The sequence below is a fragment of the Paenarthrobacter sp. NPDC089307 genome (assembly GCF_040685055.1).
GTDB lineage: Bacteria > Actinomycetota > Actinomycetes > Actinomycetales > Micrococcaceae > Arthrobacter.
Window position 1 is genome coordinate 20,979 of the sequence record NZ_JBFBHE010000004.1, and the last position, 15,774, is coordinate 36,752.

The following is a 15,774-nucleotide window of genomic DNA, read 5'->3' on the forward strand; positions in this document are numbered from 1 at the left end:
ACCACTTTAACGAGGAAATAAATTATGGGAATCCGTAAATACAAGCCGACTACCCCGGGCCGTCGCGGCTCGAGCGTAGCCGACTTTGCTGAAATCACGCGATCGACTCCGGAAAAGTCGTTGCTGCGTCCGCTGCACAAGACTGGCGGCCGTAACAACTCCGGTAAGATCACCACCCGTCACAAGGGTGGTGGGCACAAGCGCCAGTACCGTCTGATCGACTTCCGTCGTCACGACAAGGACGGCATCAACGCCCGCGTTGCCGAAATCGAGTACGACCCGAACCGCACGGCTCGCATCGCACTCCTGCACTACGTTGATGGCACCAAGCGTTACATCATCGCCCCCAACAAGCTGTCCCAGGGTGACTTCGTCGAGGCTGGCCCCGACGCTGACATCAAGCCGGGCAACAACCTGCCGCTGCGCAACATCCCGGTTGGTACCGTAATCCACGCAGTTGAACTGCGTCCGGGTGGCGGCGCCAAGATGGCACGTTCCGCAGGTGCTTCGGTACAGCTCGTTGCAAAGGAAGGCCGTTTCGCCCAGCTGCGTCTGCCCTCCGGTGAAATCCGCAACGTTGACGTGCGCTGCCGCGCAACCGTCGGCGAGGTCGGCAACGCCGAGCAGTCGAACATCAACTGGGGCAAGGCCGGCCGCATGCGCTGGAAGGGCGTTCGCCCGACCGTCCGTGGTGTAGCCATGAACCCGGTTGACCACCCGCACGGTGGTGGTGAAGGTAAGACTTCCGGTGGACGTCACCCGGTTAACCCGAACGGCAAGCCTGAGGGCCGCACCCGCCGTCCGAACAAAGAGAGCGACAAGCTTATTGTTCGTCGCCGCCGTACTGGCAAGAACAAGCGATAGGAGCCTGGAGACATGCCACGCAGCCTGAAAAAAGGTCCTTTCGTTGACCAGCACCTCTTTGTGAAGGTCGCACGGGAAAACGATAAGGGCACCAAGAACGTCATCAAGACCTGGTCCCGTCGTTCGATGATCATCCCCGACATGCTCGGGCACACGATCGCCGTACACGACGGACGCAAGCACATCCCGGTGTTTGTCACTGAGTCGATGGTCGGGCACAAGCTCGGCGAATTCGCTCCCACGCGGACATTCCGCGGCCATGTTAAGGACGACCGTAAGGGCAAGCGCCGCTAAGCCGCAGGCTTAGTAACGCTGTCTTTACGTCTTAGACGAGAGAAGGAAAGCAATGGAAGCCAAGGCTATTGCGCGTCACATCCGCGTAACGCCTATGAAGGCCCGGCGCGTCGTCAACCTTGTTCGTGGTAAGCAAGCGAATGAGGCTCTGGCAATTCTGAAGTTTGCCCCCCAGGCAGCTTCGGAGCCGGTATTCAAGGTACTTCAGTCGGCAATCGCCAACGCACGTGTCCTCGCGGACCGTGACGGCGTTGCGTTCGACGACAGTGACCTGTTCATCAGCGAAGCATTCGTTGATGAAGGCCCGACCATGAAGCGGTTCCAGCCGCGTGCCCAAGGCCGCGCCTACCGCATCAGGAAGCGGACCAGCCACATCACTTTGGTCGTGGCAACCCCGGAGAAAGAGGAGGCTCGCTAAGTGGGACAGAAAGTAAACCCGCACGGGTTCCGACTCGGCATCACCACCGACCACGTTTCGCACTGGTTCGCTGACAGCACCAAGCCCGGACAGCGCTACAAGGACTTCGTCCGCGAGGACATCAAGATCCGTCAGCTCATGTCCACCGGCATGGAGCGCGCCGGCATCGCCAAGGTCGAGATCGAGCGCACCCGTGATCGTGTCCGCGTGGACATCCACACGGCACGCCCGGGTATCGTCATCGGCCGCCGCGGCGCCGAAGCAGACCGCATCCGCGGCGAGCTCGAAAAGCTCACCGGCAAGCAGGTTCAGCTGAACATCCTCGAGGTCAAGAACCCCGAGATGGAAGCACAGCTTGTTGCCCAGGGCATCGCTGAGCAGCTGACTTCCCGCGTGGCTTTCCGCCGTGCGATGAAGAAGGCAATGCAGTCCGCACAGCGTGCGGGTGCCAAGGGCATCCGTGTTGCTTGCTCGGGCCGTCTGGGTGGCGCAGAAATGTCCCGCTCGGAGTTCTACCGTGAAGGCCGTGTGCCCCTGCACACCCTCCGCGCGAACATCGACTACGGCTTCTACGAAGCCAAGACCACCTTCGGCCGTATCGGTGTGAAGGTTTGGATCTACAAGGGTGACGTAACTGCCAAGGAACTGGCTCAGCAGGCAGCTGCTGCTCCGTCCCGTGGCCGTGCAGGAGACCGTCCGGGCCGCCCGGGTGGCGACCGCCGTCGTCGTAACGACCGTCCGGCAGCTGAGGCAGCACCTGCTGCCGTTGAAGCACCGGCCGCTGAAGCTGCTGCCCCCGCAGCAGAAGGAGGACAGGCTTAAATGCTTATCCCACGTCGAGTCAAGCACCGTAAGCAGCACCACCCGGGTCGTTCCGGCGCTGCTACGGGTGGCACCAAGGTCAGCTTCGGTGAGTACGGTATCCAGGCCCTGAGCCCGGCATACGTTACCAACCGTCAGATCGAGTCCGCCCGTATCGCGATGACCCGCCACATCAAGCGTGGCGGTAAGGTCTGGATCAACATCTACCCGGACCGTCCGCTGACGAAGAAGCCTGCTGAAACCCGTATGGGTTCCGGTAAGGGTTCTCCGGAATGGTGGGTCGCAAACGTCAAGCCGGGCCGGGTTCTCTTCGAACTCTCCGGTGTCAATGAAGAGGTAGCTCGCGAGGCCCTGCGCCTGGCAATCCACAAGCTGCCGTTGAAGGCACGCATTGTGCGTCGCGAAGGTGGTGAATAGAAATGGCAGTAGGGTCGAAGGATCTTGCACCCGCACAGCTGGACGGTTTCGACAACGAGCGTCTCGTTGAAGAACTCCGCAAGTCCAAGGAAGAGCTGTTCAACCTGCGTTTCCAGTCCGCCACCGGACAGCTGGAGAACCACGGTCGCCTGCGCGCGGTAAAGAAGGACATCGCACGCATCTACACCGTTCTCCGTGAGCGCGAGCTGGGCATTCGTGCCGAGGTTGCCGCACCGGTTGTGGAAGCCAAGGAAGAAAAGAAGTCCAAGAAGGCTGCCAAGGCTGAAAAGGCCGAGGTTGAAGCTGGAGAGGACGCCAAGTGAGCGAGAAGGAAACTGTGACGGAAGCAGCAGCCAGCGCTGAACAGCGCGGTTACCGTAAGACGCGTCGCGGCTACGTTGTCTCTGACAAGATGGAAAAGACCATCGTTGTTCAGGTTGAAGACCGCGTAAAGCACGCTCTGTACGGCAAGGTTATTCGCCGCACCTCGAAGATCAAGGCTCACGACGAAGAGAACACCGCCGGCATCGGCGACCTCGTTCTCATCTCTGAGACCCGCCCGCTGTCCGCTACCAAGCGGTGGCGTCTGGTGGAGATCCTCGAAAAGGCCAAGTAAATCCGACGCCAGGCATGCCTGGCAGTGATTCACTGGAAAGGCCCGCATTCCCTACGGAATGCGGGCCTTTCCGCTTTCCAGCGCGGTTCGGCTACTGGCCGTAAACGTGCTAGGATATTGAGTTTGTATGGCGCCAGTTGTGCGTCGTCCACTACCTCGTAAACAATCGTGCCACTGCATACTGCCCCGCGCAGAGTTTTCTGCAAGGGAAGCTGATGCTTGTGGCACGGGCGTTTAGGCCTGATCTGGCAAAATCCAGGCAGGTCAAGAGACACCCCGATCAACCGTTCCGCAAGGCTCATTCCGTATGCATTATTTCGGTCTGAGAACCGGCGCGACGCAAGGAGTAGAAATTGATTCAGCAGGAGTCGCGACTCAAGGTCGCCGACAACACGGGTGCTAAGGAAATCCTTACCATTCGCGTTCTCGGTGGATCCGGTCGTCGCTACGCAGGCATCGGCGACGTCATCGTCGCCACCGTCAAGGACGCTATCCCTGGCGGCAACGTAAAGAAGGGTGACGTCGTCAAGGCCGTCATCGTTCGTACCAAGAAGGAACGCCGCCGTGCGGATGGTTCCTACATCAAGTTTGACGAAAACGCAGCTGTGATCCTGAAGAACGACGGTGACCCCCGCGGTACCCGTATCTTCGGCCCGGTTGGTCGTGAACTTCGCGACAAGAAGTTCATGAAGATCGTTTCGCTGGCCCCGGAGGTGCTTTAGTCCATGGCTAAGATCAAGAAGGGTGACCTGGTTCAGGTCATCACCGGCGCCAAGCAGGAACGCGGCGGCGACCGCGGCAAGCAGGGCAAGGTCCTGCGCGTATTCCCGGACACCAACCGCGTGTTGGTAGAGGGCATCAACCGCGTCACCAAGCACACCAAGGTCGGTCAGTCGCAGCGCGGCACCAAGACCGGTGGCATCGAGGTCGTTGAGGCCCCGATCCACGTTTCCAACGTTGCTTTGGTTGACCCGTCGACCAAGAAGCCGACCCGTGTTGGTTTCCGTCTCGACACCGTTGAGAAGGATGGTCGCACCAAGACTGTCCGTATCCGCGTGTCCAAGGCCACCGGGAAGGACATCTAATGACTGAGACCACCACAGTCGAAACGAAGATCGTTCCGCGTCTGAAGACGAAGTACGCAGAGACCATCAAGAAGTCGCTGCAGGACGAATTCAACTACGCGAACGTGAACCAGGTTCCCCGCCTCGTGAAGGTCGTCGTGAACATGGGTGTTGGAGATGCCGCAAAGGACTCCAAGCTGATCGACGGCGCTGTCCGCGACCTCACCCTGATCACCGGCCAGAAGCCGCAGGTAACCAAGGCCCGCAAGTCGATCGCACAGTTCAAGCTGCGCGAAGGCATGCCGATCGGTGCACACGCAACACTGCGTGGAGACCGCATGTGGGAATTCGTGGACCGTCTGGTATCGCTGGCACTGCCGCGTATCCGTGACTTCCGCGGCCTCAACGGCAAGCAGTTCGACGGTAACGGTAACTACACCTTCGGTCTGACCGAGCAGGTTATGTTCCACGAAATCGACCAGGATTCCATCGACCGCGTACGCGGCATGGACATCACGGTCGTCACCACCGCCAAGACCGACGACGAAGGCCGCGCGCTGCTCAAGGCGCTTGGTTTCCCGTTCAAGACCGAAAACTAACTACGTGACAGGTCCGTCCGCGCTGGCTCCTAAGGGCAAGCGCAGCGGAAACCGGTACGAGGAAGGGCTATAGCCCAAATGACTATGACAGATCCTGTCGCAGACATGCTCACGCGTCTGCGCAATGCAAACTCGGCATACCACGACACCGTGTCCATGCCGTACAGCAAACTGAAGGCACGCGTTGCCGACATCCTGAAGGCTGAAGGCTACATTGCCGGCTGGAAGGAAGAAGACGCCGAGGTTGGCAAGAAGCTGACCATCGACCTGAAGTTCGGTCCGAACCGCGAGCGTTCCATCGCTGGCGTCCGCCGCATCTCCAAGCCGGGCCTCCGCGTTTACGCGAAGTCCACCAACCTGCCTCACGTGCTGGGTGGCCTGGGTATCGCAATCCTGTCCACCTCTTCCGGCCTCCTGACTGACAAGCAGGCCGGCAAGAAGGGCGTGGGCGGCGAAGTCCTCGCGTACGTCTGGTAACGGGAAAGGAAGAGAATAATGTCACGTATTGGACGTCTCCCCATCACCGTTCCTGCCGGAGTTGAGGTCAAGCTCGATGGCTCCGTCATCAGCGTCAAGGGTTCCAAAGGCGAGCTGAGCCACACTGTGGCCAGCCCGATCGAGGTTTCCCTGGAAGAGAACACTCTCACGGTCACCCGCCCGAACGACGAGCGCGCTTCGCGTTCGCTGCACGGCCTGACCCGCACCCTGATCGCCAACATGATCCAGGGCGTTACCGAGGGCTACGAGAAGAAGCTTGAAATCGTTGGTACCGGTTACCGCGTTCAGGCCAAGGGTTCTGACCTGGAGTTCGCTCTGGGCTACAGCCACCCGGTCAACGTCTCTGCACCCGAAGGCATCACCTTCGTAGTGGAGGGTCCGACCAAGCTCTCTGTTGCGGGTATCAACAAGCAGCAGGTCGGCGAGGTTGCTGCCAACATTCGCAAGCTGCGCAAGCCCGACCCCTACAAGGGCAAGGGTGTCCGTTACGCCGGCGAAGTCATCCGCCGCAAGGTCGGAAAGGCTGGTAAGTAAACCATGGCCATCGCAATTAACAAGAAGCGTACGAACAAGAGCAAGTCGGCTGCACGCAACCGTCGCCAGCTTCGTATCCGCAAGCGCATCACCGGTACGGCTGTACGTCCTCGTCTGGTCGTCAACCGTTCGGCACGCCACATGTTCGTCCAGGTTGTCGATGACAGCAAGGGTGTAACCGTGGCTTACGCTTCCACCCTGGAAGCGGACCTGCGTGCACTTGACGGAGACAAGACTGCCAAGGCCAAGCGCGTCGGCGAGCTCGTTGCCGAGCGTGCCAAGGCTGCAGGCGTCGAAGCTGTTGTCTTCGACCGTGGCGGTAACAAGTACCACGGCCGCATCGCCGCCGTCGCTGACGGTGCTCGCGAAGGTGGGCTGGCACTGTGACCGTTGAAAATAACGAAAAGGACATTCAGGTGACTGAAGCTGTAGCTGCTGAAGCAACTGAGACCGCACCCGCTGCCGATGACCGCCGTGGCGGACGTCGTGGCGAGCGTGGCGACCGTGGCCAGGGCCGCGGCGACCGTGGTGGCCGTGGTGGCCGCGACGGCGGTCGTGAAGCCGAGAAGAGCCAGTTCGTAGAGCGCGTTGTCACCATCAACCGCGTTGCCAAGGTGGTCAAGGGTGGTCGTCGCTTCAGCTTCACCGCCCTGGTCGTCGTCGGTGACGGCAACGGTATGGTCGGCGTTGGCTACGGCAAGGCCAAGGAAGTTCCCGCTGCTATCGCAAAGGGCGTAGAAGAGGCCAAGAAGTCCTTCTTCCGCGTTCCCCGCGTTGGCAACACCATCCCGCACCGTGTGCAGGGTGAGGCTGCTGCAGGCGTCGTCCTGCTGCGTCCGGCTTCCGCCGGTACCGGTGTTATCGCCGGTGGTCCGGTCCGCGCGGTATTGGAGTGCGTGGGCATCCACGACATCCTCTCCAAGTCGCTCGGTTCTTCCAACGCGATCAACATCGTTCACGCGACCGTTGACGCTCTGAAGCAGCTCGAAGAGCCCGCTTCCGTGGCTGCCCGCCGTGGCCTGCCGCTGGACGAGGTTGCTCCTGCTGCTCTGGTGCGCGCGCTCCAGAACCAGAAGGCAGGTGTTTAGTCATGGCTAAGAACCTGACTCCCTCCGACGCCAAGTTGGAGATCACCCAGATCAAGGGCGTCATTGGCGCCAAGCAGAACCAGATCGCCACCCTTCGGTCCCTCGGCCTGAAGCGCATCGGACACACCGTTGTCCGCACCGCTGACGCCGTGACCGTTGGAATGCTGAACACGGTTCCGCACCTCGTGAATGTAGAGGAGGCGAAGTAATGGCAGAGAACAAGACCGCCGCAGAGACTGCTGAGAAGCAGAACGCTCTGAAGGTCCACCACCTGCGTCCCGCCCCGGGTGCCAAGACAGCCAAGACCCGTGTTGGTCGTGGTGAAGGCTCCAAGGGTAAGACCGCTGGTCGCGGTACCAAGGGTACGAAGGCCCGCTACCAGGTAAAGGCTGGCTTTGCCGGCGGCCAGCTGCCGCTGCACATGCGCCTGCCGAAGCTCCGCGGCTTCAAGAACCCGTTCCGGGTTGAATTCCAGGTTGTAAACCTGGAGAAGCTCAACGAGCTGTTCCCGGAAGGTGGCACCGTCACCGTTGAATCACTGGTTGAAAAGGGCGCCGTTCGCAAGAACCAGCCCGTGAAGGTGCTCGGCACCGGCGACATCACCGTCAAGGTCGACGTCACCGCCCACGCTTTCTCTTCCAGCGCTTCGGAAAAGATTGCCGCAGCAGGCGGATCCACCACCACTCTCTAAGAGTTCGTGGGGCATCAGCCCGCTGTAACAAAGAATCCCGGTATGCGGGGCTTAGGCCCCGGATACCGGGATTTTTTTCGCGGTTGTGGACTCTCGATTATTCCGACGGCGTCACAAGCAGTTAGACTCGGTTGTTGGGTTTCATTGAGCCCGACCACATCCTTGTACTTTCTACTCAGGAGGACGCTTGCTAAGCGCATTCGGCCGGGCGTTTCGGACGCCTGATTTGCGACGCAAGTTGTTGTTCACGCTGGGAATCATCACAATCTTCCGCTTGGGAGCTTTCATCCCCTCGCCTGGTGTGAACTACCAGAATGTCCAGCAATGCTTGAACAACGGTGACACCTCGCAGGGCATCTACCAGCTGGTGAACTTGTTCAGCGGCGGCGCGTTGCTGCAGGTCTCGATCTTTGCCCTGGGCATCATGCCCTACATCACGGCGAGCATCATCGTGCAGTTGCTCCGGGTGGTCATTCCCCGGTTCCAGCAGCTCTACGAAGAGGGATCATCGGGCCAGTCCAAGCTGACGCAGTACACCCGGTACCTCACCATCGCCTTGGGCCTGTTGAACGCCACCACCCTGGTGTCGCTGGCCCGCTCCGGCCAGTTGCTGCCGGGCTGCAACCTGCCGATCATCCCCGATGAAAGCATCATCACCACCCTCCTGATCATCATCACGCTGACCGCGGGTACGGGCCTGATCATGTGGATGGGCGAGCTCGTTACCGAGCGCGGCGTCGGCAACGGCATGTCGCTGCTGATCTTCACCTCCATCGCAGCAGGTTTCCCCCGCTCACTCGGCTCCATCTGGGAGACCAAGGGCCCGGGCACCTTCTTCATCGTTCTTGCCATCGGCCTGCTGACCGTAGCCCTCGTGGTTTTCGTCGAGCAGTCGCAGCGCCGTGTTCCGGTGCAGTACGCCAAGCGCATGATCGGCCGCCGCACTGTGGGAGGCACCAGCACCTACATCCCGATCAAGGTGAACATGGCCGGCGTCGTGCCTGTCATCTTCGCTTCCTCAATGCTCTACCTGCCCGGCTTGATTTCGCAGTTCAACCAGCCGAAGCCAGGGGAGCAGATGGCTCCATGGGTTGAGTGGATCAACAACAACCTCACCCGTGGCGACCATCCCATCTACATGGCGCTCTACTTCGCCATGATCGTGTTCTTCACCTACTTCTACGTAGCCATCACCTTCAACCCTGAAGAAGTGTCGGACAACATGAAGAAGTACGGCGGGTTCATTCCGGGCATCCGGGCGGGTAAACCGACCGCGGACTACCTGCAGTACGTGCTTTCCAGGATTACTTTGCCTGGAGCCCTCTACTTGGGCTTCGTGGCGTTGATTCCGCTGGTTGCACTCGTCCTGATCAATGCCAACCAGAACTTCCCGTTCGGTGGCACGTCAATCCTGATCATGGTGGGTGTTGGCCTGGAGACCGTCAAGCAGATTGATGCGCAGCTACAACAACGTCACTACGAAGGGCTTTTGCGATGACGAGAATGCTGATCATTGGACCTCCGGGTTCGGGCAAGGGTACGCAGGCTGAGCGGATTTCGGAGCGCCTCGGCGTGGTCGCCATCTCCACCGGCGACATCTTCCGTGCCAACGTCAAGGGCGAAACTCCCCTGGGCATCGAAGCCAAGAAGTACATGGACGCCGGCGACTTCGTTCCGGACAGCGTCACGAACAACATGGTTCGCGACCGCCTGGGCCAGAGCGACGTCGAGAACGGCTTCCTCCTGGATGGCTACCCGCGCACCACTGCGCAGGTTGACTACCTCGACCAGATCCTCGCTGAGGGCCAGCAGGAGCTCGACGTCGTGCTCCAGCTGACCGCCGACGACGAAGAACTGGTTGCGCGGCTCCTGGGCCGTGCGAAGGAGACCGGCCGCTCGGACGACAACGAGACCGTGATCCGTCACCGTCTTGACCTGTACCACGAGCAGACAGAAGCAGTCGTGGCAAAGTATGCCGAACGCGGTATCCTCACGCAGGTGGACGGCATCGGCGGTATCGATGAAGTTACCGACCGTGTGCTCACGGCCATCGAGTCGGCCAAGGCCGTCTAGGGTTCTCCACATAGCCGGGCAACCGGCGCTTGTGCGAAGGGTGTGTCCCGTACCATAAAGTGCGGGACACACCCTTTTTCGTTGACGCGGCACATTCTTGGGGGAAGCGCATGCAGACAGCTCTGTCAGGCCATAGCCGGATTTCCGGGCTTGAGGTCTACCTGCCACCCACGCGGCTGGACACTTCCGCCGTCGAACGCCGCATCGCAGACTCCAGTCCTGGCTTCCGCATCCCACAAGGCCTCATTGCGAGGGTTACGGGAATCCGGTCCAGGAGCGTCATGGCGGAGACGGAGCAGGCGTCGGATCTGGCGGCCAGCGCTGCGGGCAAGGTCTTGGCCGAATGCGGTCTCCAGGCTCCGGATATTGACCTGCTCATCTTCGCCTCTGCCAGCCAGGACATGGTTGAACCGGCCACGGGCCACATGGTTGCCGCGAAGCTGGGACTTTCCTGCCCCGTGATGGACGTCAAGAATGCCTGCAACAGCTTCCTCAACGGCATGGAAGTTGCCGACGCCTTGATCGCCGGCGGACGCTACGCCCGGGTCCTGGTGGCCACCGGGGAGTCGCCCTCAAGGGCGGTGAGGTGGTCGGTAGCCGATTTCCAGACGTTCGCGGCCAGCTTTCCCGCGTACACCATGAGCGACGGCGGAGCTGCGGTGTTGCTCGAGGCCGCGGAAGAGCACGCCGCGGCTGGGGACGAGGCGCCGGGGATCCTCGCCACCGCTTTTACTGCGCGAAGCAGGCACTGGTCCGTGGGTACTTTGGCTGCGGGCGGTTCGGCCTTTCCCCGTGATCCTGAGGCCAGCTACTTCTCCATGGATGGGGAAAAACTCAAGGACGCTTTCCTGGACCTGGGTTCGGGAATCCTGGACGAGACACTCGCACGGCTGAACCTTTCCTGGGCTGACTTCGCCGTGGTGTGCGTGCACCAGGTCAGCGCCCCGTACCGGAAGATTTTCGCCGAAGGTGCCGGAGTCCCGGAGGAGCTGCTGGTTCATTCCGTGGAGGACTTCGGCAACCTGGCCTCCGTAAGCCTTCCCCTGCAGTTGAAGCTGGCTGTGGACAGTGGCAGGGCCGGGCCTGGCGATCTCGTCGCGTTGGTGGGCCTGGGTGGCGGCGTGAGCCTGGGGATGGCGGTGGTGCGGCTGTGAACCAGCCGGAAGAGCACAGCGCGCTCAGCAGCGCGGCCCCCACCCGCGCGTTGAGCGTCGCGATGCCGATGCTCAACGAAGAGAAATTGGTCCGGCAAGCACTGGCTTCGCTGGCCGCGCAGTCATTCCCGGACTTCACTGTGGTGGTAGTGGACAACGGCTCGACGGACCGCAGCTGCGCCATAGTGGCGGAGTTCGCGGCGGAGCACCCCACCATGGACATCAGGCTGGTGCACGAACCGGAAAAAGGCACTGGTGCGGCAGCTGATACCGGCATGCGCTTCGGCGTCGAACATGGGGCCCGATGGTTGGCGCGTACCGATGCCGATTGCCTGGCGGCTCCGGATTGGACTGCCCGGATCATGGCCGCTTTCGATAGTGGTCTGGAGTTGGTGGCGGGCCAATTGAATCCCCGTGAGGATGAGGGCATTACGACCCGTGAACGGCTCATGATGTTGTTCGCGGTGGAGGTGGCTTCCTTTTTTGGGCGTATCCGCCCTGGGAACAAGGGCGACGGGTACCTTGGCCCGTACCAGATGCTTCCTGGCTGCAACATGGCCATTACGGCAGACATGTACCACCGGTCAGGCGGCTTCCCGAGAACAAAGATCGAAGACCTTCACGAGGACCGGGCGTTGTCCAACCAGGTGCGCAAGCTGACGCGGAACTATGCACTGCGGCGCGATGTGCTGGTCTTCGGCTCCTCCCGCCGGGTGAAGGCCTGGGGCCTGAAGAACACGCTCGCTTGGTACGCGGACCACCGGTACCGTCCCGAACACGTGGATATCCGTTGACACGCGTACAGGAGGTGACAAGGGACGTTCCTGCCAACCGTCAACAGAGCACAGCGGAGCGTTGGGAACGCCGGGTCCACCTTGGCGCCCATCCGGTGCTGTACCCCGTCATCAGGGGATTGGGCAGCATGCGTCCCGTGCTGCGGCTGCCTGGACTGGGCGTGCTGGTGAGCGAAGCCGGACTGGTTCGTGAGGTTTTGATGAACCAGGAGGTTTTCGTCAAGAACGGCCCTTCGGGTTCTGGAGCGTTGTGGACCCCTGTTGTGGGGCCGAAGGCATTGGTGAACATGGACGGTGAGGAGCACAAGCTCCTGCGTCGGCGGCTGGGTGACCTCTTCACTCCCCGTTCCGTCGAGGGCATCGTGGAACCGGCGGCGGCTGCGTTGAAGGCACGTGTTCATGCTGAACTGGAAATGCGCGGCAGCTTGGATCTGGTGGACTGCGTGAAGGCCTTGGCGGGTGGCGTCATTTCCCGCTTGCTGGGGGTCCCTGGGGACGCCCCGGGAAAGCTCGCTGACAGGGAGCTTTTCGACCTCGGATCTTCCATCTCCTCGCTGGTGCGCCTTGGCCGGCCGACGCTTACGGCCAGGCAAGTGGCCAAAGGGCGGACCGCCGTCGGGATTTTGGCCGGACCGGTCCTGGCGGCCTACAGGGAAAGCGACCCCGACACCTTCCCCGGCAGGCTCCGTGAACTCGGGATGTCCGAGGACGAGGCGATGGGCATCATCAGCGCGTTCGTGATGGTCGGCACCGAAACGCTGGTGTCGTTCGTGCCCAGGCTGGTGGCTCTGCTGGCTGACAGCGGACGGCTCGATGAACTGGCCGCGGACCGGTCGGCAGTCCCGGCTGCGGTCAACGAAGCATTGCGCTTCACCGTTCCCTCGCCCATGATGCTGCGGGACGCAGTGGCCGACGCGGAAATCGGCGGCGCGAAGGTCCGCGCAGGAGACCGCATTCTGTTGTCAACGATTCATGCCGCGAAAAGCCTGGGCGGCTTCGATCCATCCCAGCCAACGCCGCAGCAGGCACGGCAGCTATGGTTTGGTGCCGGCCCGCACTTCTGTATTGGCATGCCGCTAGCGATGGCCGAAATCAATACCACGCTTGACCTGCTGTTGGATACGTACGCCCAGCGGCCATGGACCATTGCTGCCCGCCAGGTCAGCAGGGGCGTGTTGATACCCGGGTACCGGAAACTGGAGCTGGCCCATGCCTGAGGGATCACCTGTCCAGCCGCTGACGACCAAGGACTTGATCACCGCCGTCTACGCGGCGGCCGAACGGGGCCCCGACCGTCCCGCCATTACAGCTCCGGGCAAAAGGCGGCCGCCGTGGGCCAGACAGGGAAACGACGGCGTGCGGCCGGGCCGCACTGTCACGTACCGCCAGTTGGTGGAGGGTATCGAAGCCACGGCCCGGCGCCTGCAGGACGACGGATTCGGGACGGGTGAGCGAATGCTCTTCTCGGTCCGCCCCAGCCCGGACGCCTTCGTTCTGGCCTTGGGAGCCGTCAGGGCAGGCGGCTCCGTGGTGTTTATCGATCCCGGCATAGGGCCCTCCCTCTTCCGGGACAGGGCCGAGCTTGCCGCGCCCCGTTGGGCGGCGTCGGAATCACTCCTGTATGCGCTCAGTGCCAAGAGCCCGCTCCGCCCCGTTGCACGTGGCCGCGGCCTGCTTCTCCCGGACTATGGAGCCATGGATGTCCGGCATTATTATTCAGGACCGTGGCTGCCGGGCGTTCCCCGCGGCGCCTCGCCGGTGAAGCGCCTTGCGGCTCCCCTTTCCGAGGGCCGGAAGCGCGGCGTCGCCACGGAGGCGGTGACCGAACAGGAAGCGGTGATCATCTTCACCTCCGGCACCACCGGGTCACCCAAAGGGGTCATCCACACCAGGGGCTCGCTTGCCGCAGGTTTCGAGCAGTTGTCGACAAGATGCACCTTCGGCGAGGGCGATCGGATTCATTCCGAGCAGCTCATGATGGGCCTCCCGGCCTTGATCGCAGGGGCGCACTGGATCATGCCCGGTTATGGCTTTTCCGCCCATATCGACCCCCTTCGCCTCGCAGGGGAGTTGGGCGCCGTAGCCGGCAGGAAGACAAGCTACGACGCCGCCACCCACCTTTTCCTGGTGCCCTCACAATTGGCGCCCATCCTGGACGCGATCGAAGACGGTTCCGTCACTCTGCCCAGGACGCTGAAGACAATCATGCTCGGAGCGGCCCCGATCCTGGCGCCCTTCCTGGAACGGGCAATGACGCTACTGCCAGGCGTGGCCTTCAAGCTCATCTACGGCATGACCGAGGTGCTGCCCATCGCCATCGCCGAGGGCCGGGAGAAACTGGCTTTCGCCTCCGGAGCCGAAGCGGAGTTCACTGCCCCTGATGGCAGCGGTGAGGGCGACTTCCTCGGGGAGCCGCTGCCCGCCGTCGGAATCCGGGTGGCAGCAGACCACGAGCTGTTCGCCCGCGGACCGAACATGTGCCATGGCTACTTGGGCGAGGACCCGATGGTGGAGCACGCTACCGGTGATTTGGTGCGCTTGGATCACGGGGGAACGGGGGAGCCACGGCTGGTGATGATCGGGCGGAAGAAGGACATGATCATCCGCGGCAAGACCAATATCTATCCGGCCCTATACGAGCCCCTGATCGCCGCAGTGCGCGGCGTCAGACAGGCCGTCATGGTGGGGGTGCCGGACAGCATCGGGGACGAGGCCGTGTGGCTGGCTGTGGTCGCCGCCCCCGGGCAGTCAGCTGATGCCCTGAAGTCACGGTTGGCCAACGAATTGCCAAAGATCATCGATGAATCCGCCCTTCCGGACCACATCGAAGTCCTGGAAGCGATGCCGTCGGCGGGAAGGCACCGCAAACCTGACCGGCTGGCTTTGCGGGAGATGTTTGCCGCCAACGCGGTGCCTGGAACGGACGCATGAAAATCGCGGTGACAGGCGCAACGGGATTCATCGGAGGTGCGGTAGCCAACGCTGCCCAAGCCCTGGGCTGGGACGTGGTCCGTTACGCCCGCCGTCCCGGAAGGGGACTGGTCTACTGGGACCTGGCCGGCCTCCCGCCCGCCGGAATTCCGAGGGTTGATGCCGTTGTCCACGCTGCCGCCCACGTGGCCGACTGGGGCGCCGCCCCCATTTTCCACCGGGCAAATATCCTAGGGACAAGGGCAGTTACCGAAGCATTTGCCGGGACACGACTGGTGCACATTTCAAGCTCCAGTGTCTACCCCTGGTGGGAGCCATGCGTGAACCGGGCCGAAGAGGAAGTGGCTCCCCGCCATCTGAACGCGTACGGACGCAGCAAGGCGCTCGCTGACGTGGAAGCCCGGAAGCATGGGAACGCCGTGGCACTACGCCCCCACGGCGTTTACGGTCCGGGGGACCGAACCCTGTTGCCCCGCCTGGTAGGCAGCATCCATGGAGGCCGGCTGGTGAGTGTTGGACACCCCGGGGTGAAACATCAACTGACGCACGTTGACAACCTGGTCCGGGCCGTCCTTGCTGCCTGCCAGTCAACGGTGCGGGGCGCCGTCAACGTGGGAGATGCCGAACCCGTGGCGCTGGGGGCCGTACTACGGCAGGTTCTTGACGTTTCGGGCCACGCCAACGTCCCCATCGCCTACCTCCCGGAGCCTGCAGCCATGGCCCTCGCCGCCGTTTCGGAGGCGGCGTCACGGGCCACCGGCCGTGCGCCGAGGCTGACCCGCTATGCCGTCAGCCAGGTTGGGAAGGAACGGACGTACTGTTTGGACCGCCTGCGCTGCGAGCTGGGAATCGAGCCAATTTCGACCACGGTCGCAGATGCGGGAAAATGGTTGAAGCACAGGGCCTGATCGGCCCTC

General features: G+C 62.1%; 23 protein-coding genes. All 23 read left to right on the plus strand.

Going from position 1 to position 15,774, the window contains the following annotated elements:
* The first annotated feature begins 24 nt into the window (after window positions 1-24).
* The 23 genes from rplB to AB0N72_RS10495 all read left to right on the plus strand — a co-directional run bounded on the left by rplB (window position 25) and on the right by AB0N72_RS10495 (window position 15,765).
* Window positions 25-864 (plus strand): 50S ribosomal protein L2, encoded by an 840-nt coding sequence (gene rplB, locus AB0N72_RS10385; protein WP_011775592.1) that lies wholly within the window; start codon window positions 25-27, stop codon window positions 862-864.
* Between the two features lie 12 nt (window positions 865-876).
* Window positions 877-1,158: a 30S ribosomal protein S19 gene (rpsS, locus tag AB0N72_RS10390; RefSeq protein ID WP_011775591.1), complete on the plus strand. Its 282-nt coding sequence runs from the start codon at window positions 877-879 to the stop codon at window positions 1,156-1,158.
* Between the two features lie 52 nt (window positions 1,159-1,210).
* The gene (gene rplV / locus AB0N72_RS10395) at window positions 1,211-1,576 is read left to right on the plus strand and encodes a 50S ribosomal protein L22 (protein WP_281450704.1); all 366 of its coding nucleotides are present in this window, start codon (window positions 1,211-1,213) and stop codon (window positions 1,574-1,576) included.
* The gene (rpsC, locus tag AB0N72_RS10400; RefSeq protein WP_011775589.1) at window positions 1,577-2,398 is read left to right on the plus strand and encodes a 30S ribosomal protein S3; all 822 of its coding nucleotides are present in this window, start codon (window positions 1,577-1,579) and stop codon (window positions 2,396-2,398) included. It abuts the gene before it with no gap.
* Window positions 2,399-2,815: a 50S ribosomal protein L16 gene (rplP, locus tag AB0N72_RS10405; protein WP_003803795.1), complete on the plus strand. Its 417-nt coding sequence runs from the start codon at window positions 2,399-2,401 to the stop codon at window positions 2,813-2,815.
* Between the two features lie 2 nt (window positions 2,816-2,817).
* Complete coding sequence (gene rpmC, locus AB0N72_RS10410; RefSeq protein ID WP_014922387.1) at window positions 2,818-3,138, plus strand: 50S ribosomal protein L29; 321 nt, start codon at window positions 2,818-2,820, stop codon at window positions 3,136-3,138.
* On the plus strand, window positions 3,135-3,431 hold the full coding sequence (rpsQ, locus tag AB0N72_RS10415) for a 30S ribosomal protein S17 (RefSeq protein ID WP_011775587.1): 297 nt from the start codon (window positions 3,135-3,137) through the stop codon (window positions 3,429-3,431). The genes rpmC and rpsQ overlap by 4 nt, the downstream gene beginning before the upstream one ends.
* 353 nt (window positions 3,432-3,784) lie before the next feature.
* Window positions 3,785-4,153, plus strand: a complete 369-nt coding sequence (gene rplN, locus AB0N72_RS10420; RefSeq protein ID WP_003803789.1) for a 50S ribosomal protein L14 — start codon at window positions 3,785-3,787, stop codon at window positions 4,151-4,153.
* 3 nt (window positions 4,154-4,156) lie between these two features.
* Entirely contained in the window at window positions 4,157-4,516 is a 360-nt protein-coding gene (gene rplX, locus AB0N72_RS10425) for a 50S ribosomal protein L24 (protein WP_144659420.1), read from the plus strand.
* A complete protein-coding gene (rplE, locus tag AB0N72_RS10430; RefSeq protein ID WP_363930354.1) occupies window positions 4,516-5,094 on the plus strand; it encodes a 50S ribosomal protein L5 in 579 nt (192 codons plus the stop codon). Before rplX ends, rplE begins: the two co-directional genes overlap by 1 nt.
* A 78-nt stretch (window positions 5,095-5,172) precedes the next feature.
* On the plus strand, window positions 5,173-5,571 hold the full coding sequence (gene rpsH, locus AB0N72_RS10435; RefSeq protein WP_011775584.1) for a 30S ribosomal protein S8: 399 nt from the start codon (window positions 5,173-5,175) through the stop codon (window positions 5,569-5,571).
* Between the two features lie 18 nt (window positions 5,572-5,589).
* Window positions 5,590-6,126 (plus strand): 50S ribosomal protein L6, encoded by a 537-nt coding sequence (rplF, locus tag AB0N72_RS10440; RefSeq protein WP_363930355.1) that lies wholly within the window; start codon window positions 5,590-5,592, stop codon window positions 6,124-6,126.
* A gap of 3 nt (window positions 6,127-6,129) precedes the next feature.
* The gene (rplR, locus tag AB0N72_RS10445) at window positions 6,130-6,513 is read left to right on the plus strand and encodes a 50S ribosomal protein L18 (RefSeq protein ID WP_281450701.1); all 384 of its coding nucleotides are present in this window, start codon (window positions 6,130-6,132) and stop codon (window positions 6,511-6,513) included.
* Between the two features lie 29 nt (window positions 6,514-6,542).
* A complete protein-coding gene (gene rpsE, locus AB0N72_RS10450; RefSeq protein ID WP_363930356.1) occupies window positions 6,543-7,214 on the plus strand; it encodes a 30S ribosomal protein S5 in 672 nt (223 codons plus the stop codon).
* Between the two features lie 2 nt (window positions 7,215-7,216).
* Window positions 7,217-7,423, plus strand: a complete 207-nt coding sequence (gene rpmD, locus AB0N72_RS10455; protein ID WP_018776677.1) for a 50S ribosomal protein L30 — start codon at window positions 7,217-7,219, stop codon at window positions 7,421-7,423.
* Entirely contained in the window at window positions 7,423-7,905 is a 483-nt protein-coding gene (rplO, locus tag AB0N72_RS10460; RefSeq protein ID WP_363930357.1) for a 50S ribosomal protein L15, read from the plus strand. The genes rpmD and rplO overlap by 1 nt, the downstream gene beginning before the upstream one ends.
* Before the next feature lie 187 nt (window positions 7,906-8,092).
* Window positions 8,093-9,403 carry a preprotein translocase subunit SecY gene (gene secY, locus AB0N72_RS10465; protein WP_144659427.1) on the plus strand — a complete coding sequence of 437 codons (1,311 nt, stop codon included), beginning with the start codon at window positions 8,093-8,095 and terminating at the stop codon, window positions 9,401-9,403.
* 5 nt (window positions 9,404-9,408) lie between these two features.
* Window positions 9,409-9,978 carry an adenylate kinase gene (locus AB0N72_RS10470; protein WP_363930753.1) on the plus strand — a complete coding sequence of 190 codons (570 nt, stop codon included), beginning with the start codon at window positions 9,409-9,411 and terminating at the stop codon, window positions 9,976-9,978.
* A 110-nt stretch (window positions 9,979-10,088) separates the two neighbouring features.
* Window positions 10,089-11,132: a 3-oxoacyl-[acyl-carrier-protein] synthase III C-terminal domain-containing protein gene (locus AB0N72_RS10475; RefSeq protein ID WP_363930358.1), complete on the plus strand. Its 1,044-nt coding sequence runs from the start codon at window positions 10,089-10,091 to the stop codon at window positions 11,130-11,132.
* Window positions 11,129-11,926: a glycosyltransferase family A protein gene (locus AB0N72_RS10480; protein ID WP_363930359.1), complete on the plus strand. Its 798-nt coding sequence runs from the start codon at window positions 11,129-11,131 to the stop codon at window positions 11,924-11,926. The genes AB0N72_RS10475 and AB0N72_RS10480 overlap by 4 nt, the downstream gene beginning before the upstream one ends.
* Window positions 11,923-13,143: a cytochrome P450 gene (locus AB0N72_RS10485; RefSeq protein ID WP_363930360.1), complete on the plus strand. Its 1,221-nt coding sequence runs from the start codon at window positions 11,923-11,925 to the stop codon at window positions 13,141-13,143. The genes AB0N72_RS10480 and AB0N72_RS10485 overlap by 4 nt, the downstream gene beginning before the upstream one ends.
* A complete protein-coding gene (locus AB0N72_RS10490; protein ID WP_363930361.1) occupies window positions 13,136-14,857 on the plus strand; it encodes a class I adenylate-forming enzyme family protein in 1,722 nt (573 codons plus the stop codon). The genes AB0N72_RS10485 and AB0N72_RS10490 overlap by 8 nt, the downstream gene beginning before the upstream one ends.
* Window positions 14,854-15,765, plus strand: coding sequence for an NAD(P)-dependent oxidoreductase (locus AB0N72_RS10495; protein WP_363930362.1), 912 nt, complete (start codon window positions 14,854-14,856; stop codon window positions 15,763-15,765). Before AB0N72_RS10490 ends, AB0N72_RS10495 begins: the two co-directional genes overlap by 4 nt.
* The last annotated feature ends 9 nt before the right edge of the window (window positions 15,766-15,774 follow it).